This is a genomic window from Pseudomonas sp. LBUM1671 (assembly GCF_059695685.1).
The window spans coordinates 3,377,056-3,397,224 of sequence record NZ_CP166782.1 but is presented as its reverse complement, the minus strand read 5'-3'; the positions used below and the strand labels follow the sequence as shown (position 1 = coordinate 3,397,224).

The window sequence follows — 20,169 nt, the reverse complement described above, 5'->3', positions numbered from 1 at the left end:
CGTGTGGGAACGATCCTCTCAAACCCCCATCAACGTTCGCGCCCGAGGAACAGTGCACAGTCTGCGAAGGGTCTGGCGTAACCACGCCAGATCGTGAGCCGGTTTACGGGCCACCGTTGCCGGTCTCACGTTTCCGATGTGCCTGGCGAAGTCTTCCTGCAGGGTTTGTTCAGTGCCGATGCCCTTGAGCTTTTTCAGCAGCTTCCCGTCCTTGTAAAATAGCACGGTCGGTGTCCCGGTGACGCACGGGTGTCGAGGCGATTCACCCGTGTCCAGCATGTAGATGTGCGCGTGATGCCGATAAGACTCGGCGATCTGGCGGAAGATCGGCCCGGCCCAATCGCAGGCCGGACAGTGCTGACTGCCGAAGTACAAAATCACTGGACGCCAGGTTTTCAGGGATTTGCGGTAGACCAGGGGCATTGCGTTGTGGGCAGTTATCGAGCGCATTGAAATCTCTTTATTCAACAAACGCACAAGGACTATTTTAGCGGGGGAGTGAACCTCGGCTGATCACCAATCGATGGCCAGCCCGGTTAGAGCTGCTCAGTTTGATAAAGGAATGAGCAAAGCAAAATCAAAACAGGACCCAAACTCGCCTTGGGTACCATCGTTTGCGCTCAACGTTACAATCATCTCGGTGGTGCCAGCAGGCGCGTTGACAATCTGTTCTTGCTTCGTCCATGGAGTGCCGCCGCCAATGTTGAGATGAACGGTTTGATTTGAAGGCAGCAACTCCAATGTTGCTCGACACGCGGAACCGCCGTCCGTTTTCATTCGCACGGAAAACTCGAAATCACCTTCCGCGTTGATTTTGACGCGTTGAGTAATCAGGGCGCCGACCTGCAAGGCACAGTGACCCTCTTCAAACCTGACTTTGGCTTGCGAGTTAGGATTCCAGTGCGTACCGCCGTTTAGGAAATTACCGTTGAGCAGTAAATTGGAATTATCTTTTTCGGATTGTTGGGACATTTAAAAACTCCTGTCAGTGGCAATACATCAATTCGGTGTTCCATCACTTGGCATACGCCCGGGCGACGGTGAAGAGATTGAGCGCTGATATCAGCGTCACCACAACTGTCAGATCTGACAGGTAAAGCGCACTTCCAGACGAACGGCACCGTGAAAATCGGTATTTCTTCCTCGTTCGCGCTCGCTTCTGAGTGGGTGACAACGCACCCAAATGTGGCCTTGTTACCCAACTTGTTGCTTGGGGTAGCGCTTTCCCACGAACGGCGCAATGCAGCCGTTCAACTTGAATATTAACTATCCGGTTGAATTCATTAGCTTTACCTCACCCCTAGGATTCCGCGCCGATCCTGTGGCACACTTTCTGCTGTCTATTCCGTTGTTACATACCAAAGTCCGGTATAGCGGAATAAACATCACCCTGGAGTGCTTGCCATGCATCGCCGACCTTCTTTGTTCAAAGCGTGTATTTTTTTTGTCGCCGCTTCGGCTGCTGCCATGGGCGTGGCCCAGGCGGCGGACAGCAAGCTCGATAGCGTGCTGTCCCGTGGGAAACTGATTGTGGGTACGGGCAGTACCAATGCGCCGTGGCACTTCCAGGGAGCGGATGGCAAGTTGCAGGGGTTCGATATCGATATCGGGAAAATGATTGCCAAGGGGTTGTTCAACGATCCGACCAAAGTTGAATTCGTGGTGCAGTCCTCCGATGCGCGGATTCCCAACCTGCTGACCGACAAGGTCGACATCAGTTGCCAGTTCATCACCGTGACTGCCAGCCGCGCCCAGCAGGTGGCGTTCACCTTGCCGTACTACCGCGAAGGCGTCGGCCTGCTGTTGCCGGCCAACAGCAAGTACAAGGAAATCGAAGATCTCAAAGCGGCGAACGACAGCGTCACCGTGGCCGTGCTGCAGAACGTGTACGCCGAAGAGCTGGTGCACCAAGCACTGCCTAAAGCCAAGGTCGATCAGTACGACAGCGTGGACCTGATGTATCAGGCCGTGAACTCAGGCCGTGCCGACGCCGCTGCCACCGATCAGTCGTCGGTGAAATACCTGATGGTGCAGAACCCTGGCCGCTATCGCAGCCCGACTTACGCCTGGAGCCCTCAGACCTACGCCTGCGCGGTCAAACGCGGCGATCAGGATTGGCTGAACTTCGTCAACACCACCTTGCATGAAGCCATGACCGGCGTTGAGTTCCCGACTTACGCGGCGTCCTTCAAGCAGTGGTTCGGTGTCGATCTGCCGTCGCCAGCCATCGGTTTCCCTGTCGAATTCAAATGATCCCGTGAGAGCGGGGCGGTGATGCATCGCCCCGTTCAAAAGGTACTGCTGACCATGAACTATCAGTTGAACTTTGCCGCCGTGTGGCGCGATTTCGACACCTTGCTGGCGGGGCTCGGTCTGGGCCTCGAACTGGCGCTGGTGTCGATCGCCATCGGTTGCGTGATCGGCCTGATGATGGCGTTTGCTTTGCTGTCAAAGCACCGTGCATTACGGGTACTGGCGTCGGTGTATGTGACGGTGATCCGTAATACGCCGATTCTGGTGTTGATTCTGTTGATCTACTTTGCCTTGCCGAGCCTTGGGATCCGTCTGGACAAGATCCCGTCGTTCATCATCACCCTGTCGCTGTATGCCGGGGCGTACCTGACTGAAGTGTTCCGCGGCGGCTTGTTGAGCATCCCGAAAGGACAACGTGAAGCCGGGCTGGCCATCGGTCTCGGCGAGTGGCAGGTCAAGGCCTACGTCACCGTTCCGGTGATGCTGCGCAACGTGCTGCCAGCCTTGTCGAACAACTTCATCTCGCTGTTCAAGGACACCTCGCTGGCCGCTGCGATTGCGGTGCCGGAGCTGACCTATTACGCGCGCAAGATCAATGTCGAGAGCTACCGGGTGATTGAAACCTGGATGGTGACCACAGCGCTCTATGTTGCGGCCTGTTACCTCATTGCCATGATGCTGCGTTACCTCGAGCAGCGTCTGGCGATCCGCCGATAGGAGGCCCCATGTACGAATCACCCAGTTGGTTGCATGAGTTATGGGTTGCCCGCGAAGTGTTGTGGCAAGGCTTTCTGACCAGTGTGCAGGTCTCTGCCCTGGCGATTTTGCTGGGCACGCTGGTCGGCATTGTCGCCGGCCTGGTGCTGACTTACGGCAAGTTCTGGATGCGCGCGCCGTTCCGGTTTTACGTGGACATCATTCGCGGTACGCCGGTGTTTGTGCTGGTGCTGGCCTGCTTTTACATGGCGCCCGCACTGGGCTGGCAGATCAGTGCGTTTCAGGCCGGCGCCTTGGGGTTGACGCTGTTTTGCGGCTCCCACGTCGCGGAGATTGTGCGCGGTGCGTTGCAAGCGTTGCCCAGCGGTCAGATGGAAGCGAGCAAGGCGATTGGCCTGACGTTTTATCAAGCGCTCGGCTACGTGTTGTTGCCCCAGGCGTTGCGGCAGATCCTGCCGACCTGGGTCAACTCGTCCACGGAGATCGTCAAGGCTTCGACCTTGCTGTCGGTCATCGGTGTGGCGGAATTGCTGCTCAGCACGCAGCAGATCATCGCCCGTACCTTCATGACGCTGGAGTTTTACCTGTTCGCCGGATTTCTGTTTTTCGTCATCAACTACGCCATCGAATTACTCGGCCGGCACATTGAAAAGCGGGTGGCCTTGCCATGACTCAACCTCAAGTTTCGACACAAAACCAGGCCTTGCTGGACATTCGCGGCCTGCATAAACAGTACGGCAAGCTTGAAGTGCTCAAGGGCGTCGACCTGACCATGCAGCGCGGCAACGTGGTCACGCTGATCGGCTCCAGCGGCTCGGGCAAGACCACGTTGCTGCGTTGCGTGAACATGCTCGAAGAATTCCAGGGCGGGCAGATCATGCTCGATGGCGAGTCCATCGGGTATGACGAGGTCAACGGCAAACGCGTGCGTCACGCAGAAAAAGTCATCGCCCGGCATCGCGCCATGACCGGCATGGCGTTCCAGCAGTTCAACCTGTTCCCGCACCTGACTGCGTTGCAGAACGTCACCCTCGGCTTGCTCAAGGTCAAGAAGCTGCACAAGGACGAAGCCGTGGCGCTGGCGGAAAAATGGCTGGAGCGGGTCGGCTTGCTGGAACGCCGTGATCACTATCCCGGTCAGTTGTCCGGCGGCCAGCAACAGCGCGTGGCGATTGCCCGGGCGATTGCGATGAACCCGAGCCTGATGCTGTTCGACGAAGTGACCTCGGCCCTCGACCCGGAGCTGGTCGGCGAAGTGCTGAACGTCATCAAGGGCCTCGCCGATGAGGGCATGACCATGTTGCTGGTCACCCACGAGATGCGTTTTGCCTTCGAGGTATCGGACAAAATCGTTTTCATGAACCAGGGGCGGATCGAAGAGCAGGGGCCTCCCAAGGAACTGTTCGAACGCCCGCAATCACCGCGCCTGGCAGAATTTCTCAAGAACACGCGGTTTTAAACATCATTTTCAATCAGGAGAAACACTCATGAGCATTACTCGTTACGGCACCGGCAGCACCGCCGCTGGCGGTCAGCCTCGTCCTTTCGCCCGAGCCGTTGAAGCCGATGGCTGGCTGCACGTTTCCGGGCAGGTGCCGGCGGTGGACGGCGAGATCATTACTGGCGGCATCGTCGAGCAGACCCACCAGACCATGAAGAACCTGATCGCGATTCTCGAAGAGGCCGGTTATGGCCTGGAAGACGTGGTGCGTGCTGGCGTGTGGCTGGAGGATCCGCGGGACTTCACCAGTTTCAACAAGGTGTTTTCCGAGTACTTCAAAAGTGAACACGCACCGGCCCGGGCCTGTGTGCAGGCGAACATGATGGTCGACTGCAAGGTCGAGATCGACTGCATCGCATACAAGAAAAAGGCCTGAGATTTGCGGTGACTTCTTCGCGGGCAAGCCTCGCTCCTACATGAGACCGCATTCACCTGTAGGAGCGAGGCTTGCCCGCGAAGGCGCCCTAACAGTCACCACCACACTCTGGTTAAACTCCCGGCACTTTAATGGGAACCACTGACATGACCGAAGACACCATCAAGCGCCGGGCTCGCGGTCTGGACCGGGCGTTCGATATCCTCGACTTCCTCAAGGAAGTCGGCAAACCGTTGCGCCCGAATGAAATCGCCAGCGGCATCGACAGCCCGAAATCCACGATCTACGAACTGGTTGCTTCCCTGCTGGAACGGCGCATTCTCGAACCCGTGGGCAAGGACGGTCACGTCTACCTTGGCCGTCAGCTGTACTTCCTCGGGCAGGCGCATTTGCGCCATTTCGACCTGACCCGCGAGGCCGATCACGCCTTGCAGGAAATCGTCAGCCAGACCCATGAAACCGCGCAGATGTGCTTGCTCAACGGGCGCAAATACACCGTGGCGTTGATGAAAGAGGGCGAACGGCATTTCCGTATTTCCTCGGACATCGGCGAGAACGCGCCAATTCCCTGGACCGCGTCCGGGCGCCTGCTGCTGGCGCACTTGAGCGATCAGGAGATCGTCGACCTGATCGACCACGACGACTTCATCCTGCCCGACGGCGAACGCTTGCCGCTGGAGCAATTTCTCAAGGAAATCCGTCAGGCTGATATCGATGGCTTTTTCTCCTTCGATAGCGTCGCCGACACCTTCACCCATTGCTTCGCCGCCCCGGTCAAAGACCCCGGCGGCGTGGCCATTGCGACCCTGTGCATCGTCGCCCCACGGGACGACGCCAAGAACAATTACAAGGACTATCGCCGGGTGCTGATCGACAGCGCCAATAGCCTGGCCCGGCGTATCAACGAATAACAGCGGCTGGCTGCAGCCGCGACTGTGAGGAGTTCGACCATGTCTTCTGCCCAACATACTGCCGCCGTGGAAAAGGGCTTTGCCCAGACCGGTGCCAACCTGGTATGCGACGTCAGCCTGCCTGCGCTGGTGCTGCACCGCGAAGCGCTGGAGCACAACATTCGCTGGATGCAGGCGTTTGTCAGCAACAGCGGCGCCGAACTCGCACCCCACGGCAAAACCAGCATGACGCCGGCGCTGTTTCGCCGCCAACTGGACGCCGGCGCCTGGGGTATCACCCTGGCCAGCGCCACGCAAACCCGCGCGGCCTACGCCCATGGCGTGCGTCGGGTGTTGATGGCCAACCAATTGGTCGGTACGCCGAACATGGCACTGATCGCCGATCTGCTGGCCGATCCGGCCTTCGATTTCCATTGCATGGTCGATCACCCGGACAACGTCGCTGACCTCGGCGCGTATTTCGCCTCGCGCGGTGTGCGCCTGAACGTGATGATCGAGTACGGCGTGGTCGGCGGCCGTTGCGGTTGCCGCACTGAAGATGAAGTCATCGCTCTGGCCAAAGCCATCAATGCTCAACCGGCGTTGGCGTTGACCGGTATCGAAGGCTATGAAGGCGTGATCCATGGTGATCATGCAGTCACTGGCATCCGCGCATTCGCGGGATCTTTGGTGCGTTTGGCTGTGCAGTTGCAAGACAGCGGCGCCTTTGCGATTCCCAAGCCGATCATCACCGCCTCGGGTTCGGCCTGGTACGACTTGATCGCGGAGTCCTTCGAAGCGCAGAACGCGGGTGGACGTTTCCTCAGCGTGTTACGCCCCGGCAGCTACGTGGCTCACGACCATGGCATCTATAAAGAAGCGCAATGCTGCGTGCTCGACCGCCGCAGCGATCTGCACGAAGGCCTGCGCCCGGCGCTGGAAGTCTGGGCGCATGTGCAGTCGTTGCCGGAGCCGGGTTTTGCGGTGATTGCCCTGGGTAAGCGCGATGTGGCCTACGACGCGGGCTTGCCAGTGCCGCTGCTGCGTTACAAGGCCGGCGTGGTGCCGGCGAATGGCGACGATGTCAGCACCTGCAAAGTGACGGCGGTGATGGATCAGCATGCATTCATGACGGTCGCGCCGGGGGTTGAGTTGCGGGTGGGCGACATCATTTCGTTCGGCACGTCGCACCCGTGCCTGACGTTCGACAAATGGCGCACGGGGTGTTTGGTGGATGAGCAGTTGAACGTCATCGAAACCATGGAAACCTGTTTCTAAGGCTTCGGACCGAGGCGCGGCCATCGCGAGCAGGCTCACTCCCACATTAGATCTTCAGTGTTCACAAGATCCCTGTGGGAGCGGGCTTGCTCGCGAAGTCGCCCGACCAGACAACACCGCAATACCAGAGACCCCACAACAATGAACACCATCAACACCCTCGGCCCCAACATCCCGCGCATCGCCCTGATCGGCGAGTGCATGATCGAGCTGCAACAACGCGCCGACGGCACGCTGCAACAAAGCTTCGGCGGCGATACCCTCAACACCGCGGTCTATTTGTCCCGGGAACTGGGCGCGAGCGGCGTCGTCGATTACGTCACCGCGCTGGGCGACGACAGTTTCAGCGATGCCATGTGCCAGACCTGGGCCGATGAAAACATCGGGCTCGGCATGGTCCAGCGCCTGCCCGGGCGACTGCCCGGTTTGTACTGCATCCAGACCGATGCGGCTGGCGAGCGACGTTTCCTCTATTGGCGCAACGAAGCGGCCGTGCGCGACTGCTTCACCACCCCGGCCGCCGCGCCGATCCTGGCCGCGCTGCCGGATTACGACGTGCTGTATTTCAGCGGCATTACCTTGGCGGTGCTCGGCGTGCAAGGTCGGGAGAAGTTGCTGGAAACCCTGATCGAGGCCCGGCAGCGGGATGCGCGGATCGTCTTCGACAACAACTACCGGCCGCGCCTGTGGGCGTCAGTCGAAGAGGCGCGGGCAGCTTATCGCAGCGTCCTGCCCTATGTTGATCTGGCGTTGTTGACCGTCGATGACGAGCAAGCGCTGTTTCATTTTTCCGATTGCGAGGCGGTGTTCGCCGCTTACGAACAGATTGGCACACCGGAAGTGGTGCTCAAGCGCGGTGCCGAGGCGTGTCTGATTCGCTGTGCTGGCGAGTCGTTCGAGGTGCCGGCGCAGAAGGTCGAGCGGGTGGTGGACACCACGGCGGCGGGAGATTCGTTCAGTGCTGCGTATCTGGCCAGTCGGCTCAAGGGTGGGAGTGCGGTTGAGGCGGCGGAGGCGGGGCATCGGTTGGCGAGTCGGGTGATTCAGGTGCCCGGAGCGCTGATCCCGAGATAATCCGTGGATGGCCGCTGGCTGCGCCATCGGATCGCGGGCAAGCCCGCTCCCACAGGATTTGTGGTGTGGCTGCTATCCCATGCGACTCAAAAATCCCTGTGGGAGCGGGCTTGCCCGCGATGAGGCCTTTAAGCCAAACCCATCAATCCCGGTAAAACACCTGCACCAGGTGATACCCGAACTTGCTCTTGATCGGTCCATGCACCACGCGCAGCGGTTTTTTGAAGATCACCGCGTCGATCACCCCGACCATCTGCCCAGGCCGCACTTCACCCAGATCGCCGCCGCGTTTGCCGGACGGACAGGTGGAGTATTTCTTGGCCAGCACATCAAAGGCTTCGCCCTTGGCGATGCGTTGTTTGAGCTGCTCGGCTTCTTCCGAGGTTTTCACCAGAATATGGCGGGCTTGAGCTTTCATGGGGCGTACCTTGCAACATTGGTGGCGGCGGGGGCGCGCGATTATGCCTCAACTCACTACGGTTGGCCGATCATCGTGCGAATCTTGTTGGCCAGCAGGTCGATGGAAAACGGTTTGGCCACCATGTCCATGCCTTCTTCCAGGAAGCCCTGGCGCTCGGCGGCTTTCTCCGCGTAACCGGTCATGAACAACACTTTGAGTTCGGGGCGGTGCTGACGCGCGATTTCTGCCAGCTGTCGACCGTTCATTCCCGGCAAGCCGACGTCGGTCACCAGCAGATCGACCCGCAGGTTGGATTCCAGCAAGGGCAAGGCGGTCTTCGCGTCCTCGGCTTCGTGGGCGTGATAGCCCAGCTCGTTGAGGAGGTCGAGCACCAGCATGCGCACTGCCGGGTCATCTTCCACTAACACCACGGTCTCACCGGCAATCGCTGGCGGCGCTTCGCCCGTCAACGGCATCAGCACGTTTTCCGGTTCCATGGCATAAAACCGCGGCAAGTACAGGCGAACGCTGGTGCCCTTGCCCGGCAAACTGAACAGGCTGACATGCCCGCCCGATTGCTGGGCAAACCCGTAAATCATCGACAAGCCCAGGCCGGTACCCTGGCCGATGGGTTTGGTGGTGAAGAACGGGTCAAAAGCCTTGGCCAGCACCGACGGTGTCATCCCGGTGCCGTTATCGCTGACGGCAATCGTCACGTAATCCCCGGCCTTGACCGGTTCCAGTGTGGTGATGTCGCTGCCGTCGAGGTACACGTTGGCGGTTTCGATCAACAACTCGCCGCCATCGGGCATGGCGTCCCGGGCGTTGATGACGAGGTTGAGCAGAGCGTTTTCCAGTTGACTGACGTCGGTGCTCACCGGCCACACCTCGTCGGCCAGCAGCAGTTTGAGCTCGATGTGGTCGCCCTTGGTTCGGCTGAACAAATCTTCCAGGGAGTGCACCAGCGCATTGGCATTCAGCGGTTTGCGATCCAGCGACTGGCGCCGGGAGAACGCCAGCAAGCGATGCGTCAGGGCTGCGGCTCGGTTGGCAGAAGACACGGCGGCTTCGGTGAAGCGGCCAATCTCGGCGGCGCGCCCGTCAGCGATATAGCGCTGCATCAGGTCGAGGCTGCCGATAATCCCGGTCAGCATGTTGTTGAAGTCGTGGGCGATGCCGCCGGTGAGCTGCCCGACCGCTTCCATCTTCTGCGCATGGCGAAGGGCATCTTCGGCGCGCTCACGTTCGAACATCTCGTTTTGCAGCCGCTGGTTGGCTTCGGCCAGTTGCTGGGTACGGGCGGCGACCCGTTCCTCAAGGGTTTCGTTGAGATTGCGCAGGGCTTCTTCGGTCTGTTTGCGCTCGGTTTCGTCGATCACGAAGATGTAAAAACCATTCACCGCCCCGTCGGCACCGTGGCGCGGCAAATAATTCATCAGGGCATGGCGGATGCTGCCGTCCCGGTGCGGGGTGCTGATGCTGAAACAGCAGGACTTGCCCGTCAGTGCCAAGGCGATGTGCTCGGCGCGCAAGGCATAGGCTTCTTCGCCCAACACTTCACGAATGGTCCGGCCGTAGAGTTCCTGGGGCGTCAGGCCATACCAGTCGAGATAAGCGGCGTTGTTCAAGCGAAAGCGCTCTTCGCTGTCCACGTAGCTGATCAGGATGGGCATGGCGTTGATGATCAGTTGCAGCTCGGTCTGGCTCTGGCGCAGGGCTTGCTCGGTGAGTTTACGTTCGGTCAGGTCCAGCGCGGCGCCGAGGAACCGAATCGGCCGGCCGTGGTGGTCCTTGTAGCATCGACCGCGGGCAAACACCCAGCGCAGGTGGCCGTCGGGTCGCAGCAGCCGATATTCCTCGGCGTATTCCGTGCCGTGGGTAATGGAATATTTGATGCTGCGGGCGACCATCGCGCGGTCTTCCGGGTGCACGGCCTGTAGGTAGGCACTGATGGGCAACTGACTGGCGAGCAGCGGGTCGATGTTGTGCAATTCGGCGAAGTGGGTGTCGGCAATGAAGCGGTCTTCGCCAATGTCCCAGTCCCAGGTTCCGACGGCGTCGGTGGCTGCCAGTGCCAGTTGGAGGCGCTCTTCGGTTTCGTGCTGGGCCTTGAGGCTCGCGGCTGAACGCTGTTCCAGTTCCAGCGCGATGCGGCGGCGTTCATTGGTTTCGATGGCGGTGACCAGAATGCCGGCGACCTGAGCGTTTTCATCGCGAATCGGGCTGTAGGTCAGGTCGAGCCAGAAGTCGGAATCACCTTCGTCGCGCTGCAAGGTAAAGCGTTGTTCGCTGTAGGTTCGCACCTGTCCTTGTAGGACGGCGCTGTAAATGGGGTCGGTAAAGTCTTGGAGTTCAGGCCAGATCTGGTGCGTCGGTTGTCCGAAAGCGTGTGGATGCTTGCTGCCGGCAAGCAGGGCGAAGCCGTCGTTGTAGATCTGCGTGAGCTGCGGGCCCCACAGCAAGAGCATGGGCATCGGTGAGTGAATCACGATGTCCACCGCGGTGCGCAGGCTCTGTGGCCAGGTACTGGCAGCGCCCAGCGGGGTGCGTGTCCAGTCCAGTCTGGCGATCAAGGCCTGGGCATCGCTGCCCGTCGGTGATGCGTTCATCAAATTGTCCTGCGCTTAAGTCGGTGTGGCGGCGTCTACTATCCTTGGAGGGCGGTAGACGCTGGATGACCTGTTTGGGGTCATTGTTTTTTCATTGAATGCTTCGCGGGTGCTTTTTGCCATGGAAATCGATGCACTGTTGCAGATACTGGCTGACCGGAACGGATCCGATCTCTATCTCTCCCCCGGCGCGCCACCCAGTGCACGGTTCGACGGCGTGCTCAAACCGCTGACCGATCAACCGTTCAAACCGGGGGAAGTCGCAGCCATTGCCGAGTCCATCATGGACGCCGAACAACGTCTGGAGTTCGATCGCGAACTGGAGATGAACCTGGCGATCTCCCTGGCAGGTGTCGGGCGCTTTCGGGTCAACATCTTCAAGCAACGCAACGATGTGTCAATCGTGGCACGCAACATCAAGCTCGACATTCCGCGCTTCGAAGACCTCAAGTTGCCGGCGGTGCTGCTCGAAACCGTGATGCTCAAACAAGGCCTGATGCTGTTTGTCGGCGCCACCGATTGCGGCAAGTCGACCTCCCTGGCGGCGCTGATCGATCACCGCAACCGTCACAGCAGTGGCCATATCGTCACCATCGAAGACCCGATCGAGTACATTCACCGGCACAAGAAGTCGATCATTAACCAGCGTGAGGTCGGCGTCGATACTCGCAGTTTTCATGCTGCCCTGAAAAACACCCTGCGTCAGGCGCCGGACGTCGTCTTGATCGGCGAAATCCGCGACCGCGAAACCATGGAGCATGCGCTGGCATTTGCCGATACCGGTCATCTGGTGATTTCCACCTTGCACGCGCACAACGCCAATCAGGCGCTGGACCGCATCATCAATTTCTTCCCTGAGGAGCGACATACGCAGCTGCTGCATGATCTGGGCAACAACCTCAAAGCATTCGTGTCCCAACGATTGGTGCGTACCCGCGACGGGCAGCGCCGGGCGGCGGTGGAGGTGATGCTGGGGACACAGACCATCGGTGACCTGATCCGGCGCAATGAGTTTGCCGAGCTGAAGGGGATCATGGAGAAATCGCTGGAATTGGGGATGCAGACGTTTGACGGTGCGCTGTATGCGTTGGTTGTCGAAGGGGCGATCAATGAGGAGGAAGCGTTGAAGCATGCGGATTCGGTGAACAACTTGCGCTTGCGGCTGAAGTTGCATAGCGATGCGTCACCGCCGACTCAACCGCCCTCGGGAGAGTGGGGATTAATGGACTGAAATCCATCAAATGTGGGAGCGGGCTTGCTCGCGAAAGCGGTGTGTCAGCCTACGTTGATGCTGGCTGATACTCCGCCTTCGCGAGCAAGCCCGCTCCCACAGTGGATCTTCTTCAGGTTTGGAGTTCGCGGCGGTTGCGGAATTGTTCCAGCGCTTCGGGATTGGCCAGCGCATCGGTGTTTTTCACCTTCTGCCCATGCACCACGTTCCTCACCGCCAATTCGACGACTTTGCCGCTGATGGTCCGCGGAATATCGGTCACCGCAACAATCTTCGCCGGTACGTGCCGGGGCGTGGTGTTGGCGCGGATGACCTGGCGAATCTGCTGCTGCAGTGCTTCATCGAGTTCGACACCGTCGCGCAACTTAACGAACAGCACCACCCGCACGTCATCCTGCCACTGCTGACCGATGGCCACGCTGTCCAGCACCTGCGGAACTTTTTCCACCTGACGGTAGATTTCCGCCGTGCCGATGCGCACGCCGCCAGGGTTCAGCACCGCGTCCGAGCGCCCGTGGATCATCATCGCGCCGTGGGGCAGTTGTTCGGCGTAATCGCCTTGGGCCCAGACGCCGTGGAACTGACTGAAATATGAAGCGTGCAGCTTTTCTTGCTGTGGGTCATTCCAGAAGCCGATGGGCATTGCAGGGAAGTGCCGGGTACAGACCAGCTCGCCTTTTTCGCCGATCACAGGTTTACCGTCGTCGTTCCAGACTTCAACCGCCATGCCCAGGCTCTTGCCCTGGATTTCGCCACGGCGCACCGGTTCAAAAGGGTTGCTGTTCACAAAGCAGGAAACGATGTCGGTACCGCCGGACATTGAGGCCAGGCACAGGTCGCTCTTGAAATCGCGGTAGACGTAATCGTAGCTCTGCGGCGATAGGGCGGATCCGGTGCAAAGCAAGGTTTTCAGGCTGGTCAGGTCATGGCTCTCGCGCGGTTTGACGCCGTTGGTTTCGAGGGTCGCGAGGAACTTGGGGCTGGTGCCGAAGACGCTGATGCGTTCATCGTCGATCAGGTCGATCAAACGCTGAGGCTCTGGATGAAACGGCGAGCCGTCGTACAGCACCACTGCGCTGCCCACGGCCAGGGCCGAGACCAGCCAGTTCCACATCATCCAGCCGCAGGTGGTGTAGTAGAACAGTCGGTCACCGGGGCCGAGATCACAATGCAGGCCGTGTTCCTTGACGTGTTGCAGCAGCACGCCGCCGGTGCTGTGGACGATGCATTTCGGCACGCCGGTGGTGCCGCTGGAATAAAGGATGTACAGCGGACGGGCGAAAGGCACGGGGACGAAATCCGGCTCGCCGCCGATGTCGTAGAAATCATCCCACAGCGTTACGTTGGCCCGGGTGTGGAACTGCTCGATGTGTGCCTGTGGCCGGGCATACGGCACCACGATCAACTGTTGCAAGGAGGGCAGGCGTTCGAGGATTTCATTGGCCTTGGTGGTCTGGTCGATGTCCTTGCCCGCGTAGCGGTAACCGGCGCAGGTGATGAGCACTTTCGGTTCGATCTGACCGAAGCGGTCGATGACGCCCTGAGTGCCGAAGTCCGGCGATGAGCAGGACCAGATTGCCCCCAGGCTGGTGGTGCCGAGCATGGCCACCAGGGTTTGCCAGGTGTTGGGCATGCACGCAGCGACCCGGTCGCCGAGGCCGACGCCGGCGGCTTTCAGGCTGTTTTGAAAACCGGCGACATGCTCGGCCAGTTCAGCCCAGGTCAGGTGTTCACGTTGGCCGTTCTCGCCAATGGCAATCACCGCGATGGCATCGTCGCGACGGCGCATCAGGTGCTCGGCGAAATTAAGCGTGGCGCCAGGGAACCACTGGGCGCTGGGCATTTGCAGGCCTTCCAGCAGCACCGTGTCCGGTTGATCGTGGAAACGGATGTCGAAGAAGTCGACGATCGCCTGCCAGAATGCGACCCGCTGATCGATCGACCATTGGTGCAGGGCGGGGTAGTCGTCGAGGTGGATGTTGTGCCGCTTTATGACGAAGCGCCGGAAGGCGTCCATGCGGGTTTTGTTGATGCGCTCGGCGCTGGGTTGCCAGAGGATGTCGGACATGGCTTGCCTCTTTGTTCTTATGCGTACACACAGGCTACTGTGGAGCAGGCTTCTGTGGCGAGGGAGCTTGCTCCCGCTCGGCTGCGCAGCAGACGTAAATAGGCTGGTGCAACCCATTTGGGGCGGCTTCGCCACCCAGCGGGAGCAAGCTCCCTCGCCACAGGGGGGTGACTAATTACTGCGCCAACCACCCACCATCAATATTCCACGCCGCGCCACGCACCTGGCTGCCGGCCTCACTGCACAAGAACAACACCAGTTCACCCAGTTGCGGCGGCGTGACGAACTCCAGCGACGGCTGCTTTTCGGCCAGCAAATCATGCTGCGCCTGTTGCGGGTCGGTGCCTTTGGCAATGCGATCATCAATCTGCTTCTGCACCAGCGGAGTCAATACCCAACCCGGGCAAATGGCGTTGCAGGTCACATTGGTCGTTGCCGTTTCCAGCCCGACCACTTTGGTCAAGCCGATCACACCATGCTTGGCGGCCACGTATGCAGCCTTACCCACCGATCCGACCTGGCCGTGCACCGAAGCGATGTTGATGATCCGTCCCCAACCCTTGGCGCGCATGCCCGGCAGGCTCAAGCGGGTGCTGTGGAACACCGACGACAGGTTGATTGCAATGATCGAATCCCAGCGCTCCACGGGAAAGTCTTCCACTGGCGACACATGCTGGATCCCGGCATTGTTCACCAGAATATCCACGCCACCGAACTCACGCTCGGCGTAGGCGATCATGTCGGCGATCTGCGCCGGATCGCTGACGTCGGCCGGGTGATGGCCGACCTTGCCACCGAATTGCTCAACCTCGGCAATCACTTTGGAAGCATCGCCGAAACCGTTGAGGATCAGATTGGCGCCAGCCTTGGCCAGGCTCAGGGCGATGCCCAGGCCGATGCCGCTGGTGGAGCCGGTGACCAGTGCAGTCTTGCCCGAAAGAGTCGTCATGAATACCTCACACAATGCCAGTGGCGTAGAAAGTACCGATCACCACAAAGACCGCCAGGGTCTTGATCAGCGTAATACAGAAAATGTCTTTGTAGGCTTCGCGGTGGGTCAGGCCGGTCACCGCCAGCAGGGTAATCACCGCGCCGTTGTGCGGCAGGGTGTCCATGCCGCCGCTGGCCATCGAGGCCACCCGGTGCAGCACTTCCAGCGGGATGTTGGCCGCGTGGGCCGCTGCGATGAAGTCATTGGCCATGGCCGCCAGCGCAATGCTCATGCCGCCCGACGCTGAACCGGTGATGCCGGCAAGAAGGGTCACGGTGATCGCTTCGTTGACCAGCGGATTGGGAATGCTCTTGAGCCAATCGGCTAATACCAGGAACCCTGGCAAGGAAGCAATCACCGCACCAAAGCCGTATTCCGATGCGGTGTTCATCGCCGCCAGCAGCGAACCGCCGACAGCGCTGCGACTGCCTTCGGCCAGCTTGCCGCGAATCGCCTTGAAGCCGAACACCAGCACCATGATGATGCCCACGAGCAAGGCGGCCTGGACCGCCCAGATCGCCGTGAGCTTGGCGATTTCGGTGGTCACCGGCGCGGCCATGCCCGGCAGCGCAAGGCTGTGGGTCTTGCCGTACCACTGCGGAATCCACTGGGTAAACAGCAGGTTCATGATGCCCACGGCCAGCAGCGGCGAGAGGGCGATCCACGGGTTCGGCAGTTTGATGTCGGGCGCGGTTTCAGGCTCGTTGCGCAGTTCGGTGCCATAGCCTTCACCGGAGGCCTGAGCCTTGTTGCGCTGGCGCTGGAGAAACAGCATGCCGGCGCTGAACACGAAGATCGCGCCGATCACACCCAGCCACGGCGCCGCCCACGCGGTGGTGTTGAAGAAGGTGCTGGGGATGATGTTCTGGATCTGCGGGGTGCCGGGCAGGGCGTCCATGGTGAACGAGAACGCACCGAGGGCGATGGTCGCCGGGATCAGACGCTTGGGAATGTTGCTCTGGCGGAACATTTCAGCGGCAAACGGATAGACCGCGAACACCACCACAAACAGCGACACGCCGCCGTAAGTCAGAAGTGCGCAGACCAGCACGATCACCAGCATCGCCTGGCGGGTGCCGAGCAGGCGAATCGCTGCCGCGACGATCGAGCGCGAGAAACCCGACAGCTCGATCAGCTTGCCGAACACCGCGCCGAGCAGGAACACCGGGAAATACAGTTTGATGAAGCCGACCATTTTCTCCATGAACACCCCGGTGAAGGCAGGAGCGACGGCGGACGGGTCGGTGAGCAAGACAGCGCCGAGGGCGGCAATCGGGGCGAAGAGAATAACGCTGTAGCCACGGTAGGCCGCGAGCATCAGCAGCGTGAGGGCTGCCAAGGCAATGATCACACTCATGGTGTGTCTCCTGGATTGTTATTTTTGTGGGTGGATCTTTTGTGGGAGAGGGCTATAGCGAGATTCGTGCCATTTGTTTAAGGTATTGAAATATAAGGATATTTATTTATTTGTGAGGCGGTTTTGAATTGTTTGTCTCTGTTTAGAGATTTGTAGGGGCTGTACGGACGTCTTCGCGGGCAAGCCACGCTCCCACAGGTTTTGTGGTTGCCTTTGAATTTATGGCTCGGCGCAAACCCTGTGGGAGCGGGCTTGCCCGCGAAGAGGCCCTATCTACCAATAGAGATCAATGTCTCTCTATAGAGACTCAACAATCCCCAACGCCACCATCTTCTTATACAAAGTAGACCGCCCCAGCCCCAACCGCGCAGCCGCTTCTATGACTTTGCCCCCGCATTGCGCCAGGGCCGTTTCAATCAATTGCCGGTCAAACCGCTCCCGCGCCTCACTGAATGTCTCATGCGCAACTGCCTCCATCACCCTCGGCGCCACACGCTCTACCAGGGTAAACGTCCCGATTGCTGCGCGAATATCCCCCGCATTCAGCACCAGGTCATCACTGAGCAGCGCCGCGCGTTCCAGCACATTGCGCAGTTCGCGAATATTCCCCGGCCAGGCATGCTGCCCCAGCAGATCCAACGCTTCGCGGTTCAGTTCATGCTGGCTGCGCAGTTCCTCAAGGATCGCTTCGCTGAGCGCCGGCACGTCATCGAGGCGATCGCGCAGGGGCGGCACGTTGATCGGCAGCACGTTGAGTCGGTAATACAAATCGGCGCGAAATTCGCCACGCTTGATCGCTGCTTCCAGATCGGTGGAGGTCGCCGCGATCACCCGCACATCACTCTGGATCACTTCATTGGAGCCGACCGGCTCGAATTCCTTTTCCTGCAACACGCGCAGCAACTTGCTTTGCAGCGGCAGCGGCATGTCGCCGATTTCATCAAGAAACAGCGTGCCGCCCTGAGCGATCTGCAACTTGCCGGCGCGGCCCTTGCGATCGGCGCCGGTGAAGGCGCCGGGCGCGGTACCGAAGAACTCGGCTTCCAGCAACGACTCGGGAATCGCCGCGCTGTTGATGCTGACGAAGGCTTTGTGCGCGCGCGGCGAAGCGCCGTGGATCGCCTGGGCCAGCAACTCCTTGCCGGTGCCGGTTTCGCCGAGCAACAGCACCGGCGACTCGGCACTGGCACTGCGCCGGGCGCGACGTTTGACTTCGAGGCTGGCGGCACTGGTGCCGATGAAGTGGGCGAAGTTGTACTTGGTCTGCCGCGACCGCAGCAACGAGCGGGTGGAGGCCAGTTCTTCCTGCATGCTCAGGTAGCGTTTGAGCATGGGCGACAGGCTGTGCAACTCGTCGAACAGCGCAAAACCGATGGCGCCGATCACCGCACCGGCGTCGTCATGGATTGGCAGGCGCATCACCACCAGGGGTTCTTTCGGCGTGTCCTGCATGTCCAGCAAGATCGGCCGGCCGGTGCGCACGACTTCGCGCAACAGGCTGCCGGGGATCACGCTTTCGCAGGCCTTGCCGATGGCCACTTCGGCGGACTCAAGGCCGAAACGCCGGGCATAACGCTCGTTCATCCAGACGATGTTCGCGTCGCGGTCGACAATCACCGTGCCTTCGCTCGATTGCTCGATGATTTCGAACAGCGAACGGATCGCCAGCAGGCGAACGCGCTGGTAATCCTTGAGGTTTTCGGTGGTGTTCATAGAGGTCAGATCCAGAATATGTGTTGTCTTGGCGGGCCCTATCGCTAGCAGGCTAGCTCCCACAGTGGACCGCGATTCAATGTGGGAGCTAGCCTGCTAGCGATTGAGGCGACGCGGTCCTATGCCTACCGGGGATGCGCCGCCGCCAACAGCTCTTTGGTGTACGGATGCTGCGGTGAATCGAACACGTCATGGCTGGCGCCGCTTTCCACCACTTTGCCGTCCTTGATCACGATCATGTCGTGGGCCAGGGCGCGCACCACCGCCAGGTCATGGCTGATGAACAGATAGGTCAGTCCGTGTTTTTCCTGAAGCTGGCGGAGCAGGGCGACCACTTGTTTCTGCACCGTGCGATCCAGCGCCGACGTCGGTTCATCGAGCAAGATCAGTGCCGGTTTCAGCACCAGCGCCCGGGCAATGGCGATGCGCTGACGCTGGCCGCCGGAGAACTCGTGGGGATAACGATTGCGGCTTTGCGGGTCGAGGCCGACTTCTTCCAGCGCACGAATCACTTCGGCTTTGCACTCTTCAGCGGTCAGCTGACTATGCACTTCAAGCCCTTCGCTGATGATCTGAGCCACTGACATGCGCGGGCTGAGACTGCCGAAGGGGTCCTGGAACACCACCTGCATTTTCTTGCGCCATGGCCGCAGCTGCTTTTGCGTCAGGCCGTCCAGCGCCTCGCCCTGAAAGCGAATGCTGCCTTCGGAATCGAGCAAGCGCAGGATCGCCTGACCCAGCGTCGACTTGCCCGAGCCGGACTCGCCGACGATGCCCAACGTTTTGCCGCGTTGAATGTTAAGGCTGATGCCGTCCACCGCGTTCAGGTACGTCTTGCGCTGGAACAGCCCGCCACCGAGGGCGAATTGCACGCGCAGATTGTCCACTTCCAGCACGTTCTCGCGCTCGTCCCGGGGCAGGGCTTCGCCTTCCGGTTCGGCGTTCAACAGCACGCAGCTGTAGGGGTGCTTCGGCTCGGTGAAGATCGTTTCGCACGTGGCCTCTTCGACGATTTCCCCGGCCTTCATCACGCACACGCGCTGGGCGATGCTGCGCACCAGATTGAGGTCGTGGCTGATCAACAGCAGCGACATGCCGAGCCGCTGTTGCAGGGACTTGAGCAGAATCAGAATCTTGCGCTGCACCGTCACGTCCAGCGCCGTGGTGGGTTCGTCGGCGATCAGCAACTGCGGCTCGCAGGCCAGGGCCATGGCGATCATCACCCGTTGCCGTTGGCCACCGGACAGCTGGTGGGGGTAGGCCTTGAGCCGTTCCTTGGGCTTCTGGATACCCACCAGTTGCAGCAATTCCAGAATCCGCGCTTGCGCCGCTTTGCCCGTCAGGCCTTTATGCACCAGCAGGGTTTCGCCGATCTGTTTTTCGATGCTGTGCAACGGATTGAGCGAGGTCATCGGTTCCTGGAAGATCATCGCGATCCGGTTGCCGCGCAACTCACGCAACACCTTGGTCGGAGCGCCGAGCAGTTCCTTGCCGCGATAGCGAATGCTGCCAGTGGTTTGGGTGCCGGTCTCGGGCAGCAGTTGCAGGATCGAGTGGGCGGTCACCGACTTGCCGGAGCCCGATTCACCGACCAACGCCAGGCATTCACCGGGGCGGATGTCCAGGCACAGGTTGCGCACCACCGTCTGGCCATTGAAGGCCACGCAGAGGTCACGGATTTCGATCAGGTTGGTACTCATGTCAGCCGTCC

The 20,169-nt window shown here is 60.1% G+C and carries 18 protein-coding genes; 9 read left to right on the top strand and 9 right to left on the bottom strand.

The features are described 5' to 3' along the window. Positions 1–18: 18 nt before the first annotated feature. Positions 19–450, bottom strand: coding sequence for a thioredoxin family protein (locus ACA060_RS15545; protein ID WP_497311682.1), 432 nt, complete (start codon positions 448–450; stop codon positions 19–21). A 96-nt stretch (positions 451–546) separates the two neighbouring features. Beyond that, positions 547–972, bottom strand: a complete 426-nt coding sequence (locus tag ACA060_RS15540) for a hypothetical protein (protein WP_497311681.1) — start codon at positions 970–972, stop codon at positions 547–549. 432 nt (positions 973–1,404) lie between these two features. Here ACA060_RS15540 and ACA060_RS15535 point away from each other — a divergent pair, with 432 nt between their 5' ends. From ACA060_RS15535 to ACA060_RS15500, 8 genes are all read left to right on the top strand, one after another. Beyond that, positions 1,405–2,253 (top strand): transporter substrate-binding protein, encoded by an 849-nt coding sequence (locus tag ACA060_RS15535; RefSeq protein WP_497311680.1) that lies wholly within the window; start codon positions 1,405–1,407, stop codon positions 2,251–2,253. Positions 2,254–2,307: 54 nt separating this feature from the next. Continuing rightward, the gene (locus ACA060_RS15530; RefSeq protein WP_109636084.1) at positions 2,308–2,970 is read left to right on the top strand and encodes an amino acid ABC transporter permease; all 663 of its coding nucleotides are present in this window, start codon (positions 2,308–2,310) and stop codon (positions 2,968–2,970) included. A gap of 8 nt (positions 2,971–2,978) precedes the next feature. Next, positions 2,979–3,641 carry an amino acid ABC transporter permease gene (locus tag ACA060_RS15525; protein ID WP_109632052.1) on the top strand — a complete coding sequence of 221 codons (663 nt, stop codon included), beginning with the start codon at positions 2,979–2,981 and terminating at the stop codon, positions 3,639–3,641. Continuing rightward, positions 3,638–4,429, top strand: a complete 792-nt coding sequence (locus tag ACA060_RS15520) for an amino acid ABC transporter ATP-binding protein (RefSeq protein ID WP_497311679.1) — start codon at positions 3,638–3,640, stop codon at positions 4,427–4,429. Before ACA060_RS15525 ends, ACA060_RS15520 begins: the two co-directional genes overlap by 4 nt. Before the next feature lie 28 nt (positions 4,430–4,457). Beyond that, positions 4,458–4,847 (top strand): RidA family protein, encoded by a 390-nt coding sequence (locus tag ACA060_RS15515; RefSeq protein WP_497293752.1) that lies wholly within the window; start codon positions 4,458–4,460, stop codon positions 4,845–4,847. A gap of 146 nt (positions 4,848–4,993) precedes the next feature. Beyond that, the gene (locus tag ACA060_RS15510; protein WP_497311678.1) at positions 4,994–5,758 is read left to right on the top strand and encodes an IclR family transcriptional regulator; all 765 of its coding nucleotides are present in this window, start codon (positions 4,994–4,996) and stop codon (positions 5,756–5,758) included. Positions 5,759–5,797: 39 nt separating this feature from the next. Beyond that, positions 5,798–7,015 (top strand): amino acid deaminase, encoded by a 1,218-nt coding sequence (locus ACA060_RS15505; RefSeq protein ID WP_497311677.1) that lies wholly within the window; start codon positions 5,798–5,800, stop codon positions 7,013–7,015. 141 nt (positions 7,016–7,156) lie between these two features. Then, positions 7,157–8,089, top strand: a complete 933-nt coding sequence (locus ACA060_RS15500; RefSeq protein ID WP_497311676.1) for a sugar kinase — start codon at positions 7,157–7,159, stop codon at positions 8,087–8,089. Positions 8,090–8,231: 142 nt separating this feature from the next. Here ACA060_RS15500 and ACA060_RS15495 read toward each other — a convergent pair whose 3' ends face one another. Continuing rightward, complete coding sequence (locus ACA060_RS15495) at positions 8,232–8,507, bottom strand: peptidylprolyl isomerase (protein ID WP_007898282.1); 276 nt, start codon at positions 8,505–8,507, stop codon at positions 8,232–8,234. Between the two features lie 56 nt (positions 8,508–8,563). Further along, positions 8,564–11,098 (bottom strand): hybrid sensor histidine kinase/response regulator, encoded by a 2,535-nt coding sequence (locus tag ACA060_RS15490; protein ID WP_497311675.1) that lies wholly within the window; start codon positions 11,096–11,098, stop codon positions 8,564–8,566. Positions 11,099–11,219: 121 nt separating this feature from the next. Here ACA060_RS15490 and ACA060_RS15485 point away from each other — a divergent pair, with 121 nt between their 5' ends. Beyond that, positions 11,220–12,329 carry a PilT/PilU family type 4a pilus ATPase gene (locus tag ACA060_RS15485; protein ID WP_497311674.1) on the top strand — a complete coding sequence of 370 codons (1,110 nt, stop codon included), beginning with the start codon at positions 11,220–11,222 and terminating at the stop codon, positions 12,327–12,329. Between the two features lie 112 nt (positions 12,330–12,441). Here ACA060_RS15485 and ACA060_RS15480 read toward each other — a convergent pair whose 3' ends face one another. From ACA060_RS15480 to ACA060_RS15460, 5 genes are all read right to left on the bottom strand, one after another. Continuing rightward, entirely contained in the window at positions 12,442–14,397 is a 1,956-nt protein-coding gene (locus ACA060_RS15480; RefSeq protein WP_497311673.1) for an acetoacetate--CoA ligase, read from the bottom strand. Between the two features lie 175 nt (positions 14,398–14,572). After that, a complete protein-coding gene (hbdH, locus tag ACA060_RS15475; RefSeq protein ID WP_109632037.1) occupies positions 14,573–15,346 on the bottom strand; it encodes a 3-hydroxybutyrate dehydrogenase in 774 nt (257 codons plus the stop codon). Positions 15,347–15,353: 7 nt separating this feature from the next. Then, on the bottom strand, positions 15,354–16,745 hold the full coding sequence (locus ACA060_RS15470; RefSeq protein ID WP_109632035.1) for a GntP family permease: 1,392 nt from the start codon (positions 16,743–16,745) through the stop codon (positions 15,354–15,356). Between the two features lie 297 nt (positions 16,746–17,042). Next, complete coding sequence (locus ACA060_RS15465; protein WP_497311672.1) at positions 17,043–18,458, bottom strand: sigma-54 interaction domain-containing protein; 1,416 nt, start codon at positions 18,456–18,458, stop codon at positions 17,043–17,045. A 125-nt stretch (positions 18,459–18,583) separates the two neighbouring features. After that, positions 18,584–20,158 carry an ABC transporter ATP-binding protein gene (locus tag ACA060_RS15460; protein ID WP_497311671.1) on the bottom strand — a complete coding sequence of 525 codons (1,575 nt, stop codon included), beginning with the start codon at positions 20,156–20,158 and terminating at the stop codon, positions 18,584–18,586. Positions 20,159–20,169: the final 11 nt, after the last annotated feature.

Coding starts and splice junctions, on each gene's coding strand:
- ACA060_RS15545 (WP_497311682.1), bottom strand. CDS start 450: ATGCGCTCGATAACTGCCCACAACGCAATGCCCCTGGTCTACCGCAAA.
- ACA060_RS15540 (WP_497311681.1), bottom strand. CDS start 972: ATGTCCCAACAATCCGAAAAAGATAATTCCAATTTACTGCTCAACGGT.
- ACA060_RS15535 (WP_497311680.1), top strand. CDS start 1,405: ATGCATCGCCGACCTTCTTTGTTCAAAGCGTGTATTTTTTTTGTCGCC.
- ACA060_RS15530 (WP_109636084.1), top strand. CDS start 2,308: ATGAACTATCAGTTGAACTTTGCCGCCGTGTGGCGCGATTTCGACACC.
- ACA060_RS15525 (WP_109632052.1), top strand. CDS start 2,979: ATGTACGAATCACCCAGTTGGTTGCATGAGTTATGGGTTGCCCGCGAA.
- ACA060_RS15520 (WP_497311679.1), top strand. CDS start 3,638: ATGACTCAACCTCAAGTTTCGACACAAAACCAGGCCTTGCTGGACATT.
- ACA060_RS15515 (WP_497293752.1), top strand. CDS start 4,458: ATGAGCATTACTCGTTACGGCACCGGCAGCACCGCCGCTGGCGGTCAG.
- ACA060_RS15510 (WP_497311678.1), top strand. CDS start 4,994: ATGACCGAAGACACCATCAAGCGCCGGGCTCGCGGTCTGGACCGGGCG.
- ACA060_RS15505 (WP_497311677.1), top strand. CDS start 5,798: ATGTCTTCTGCCCAACATACTGCCGCCGTGGAAAAGGGCTTTGCCCAG.
- ACA060_RS15500 (WP_497311676.1), top strand. CDS start 7,157: ATGAACACCATCAACACCCTCGGCCCCAACATCCCGCGCATCGCCCTG.
- ACA060_RS15495 (WP_007898282.1), bottom strand. CDS start 8,507: ATGAAAGCTCAAGCCCGCCATATTCTGGTGAAAACCTCGGAAGAAGCC.
- ACA060_RS15490 (WP_497311675.1), bottom strand. CDS start 11,098: ATGAACGCATCACCGACGGGCAGCGATGCCCAGGCCTTGATCGCCAGA.
- ACA060_RS15485 (WP_497311674.1), top strand. CDS start 11,220: ATGGAAATCGATGCACTGTTGCAGATACTGGCTGACCGGAACGGATCC.
- ACA060_RS15480 (WP_497311673.1), bottom strand. CDS start 14,397: ATGTCCGACATCCTCTGGCAACCCAGCGCCGAGCGCATCAACAAAACC.
- hbdH (WP_109632037.1), bottom strand. CDS start 15,346: ATGACGACTCTTTCGGGCAAGACTGCACTGGTCACCGGCTCCACCAGC.
- ACA060_RS15470 (WP_109632035.1), bottom strand. CDS start 16,745: ATGAGTGTGATCATTGCCTTGGCAGCCCTCACGCTGCTGATGCTCGCG.
- ACA060_RS15465 (WP_497311672.1), bottom strand. CDS start 18,458: ATGAACACCACCGAAAACCTCAAGGATTACCAGCGCGTTCGCCTGCTG.
- ACA060_RS15460 (WP_497311671.1), bottom strand. CDS start 20,158: ATGAGTACCAACCTGATCGAAATCCGTGACCTCTGCGTGGCCTTCAAT.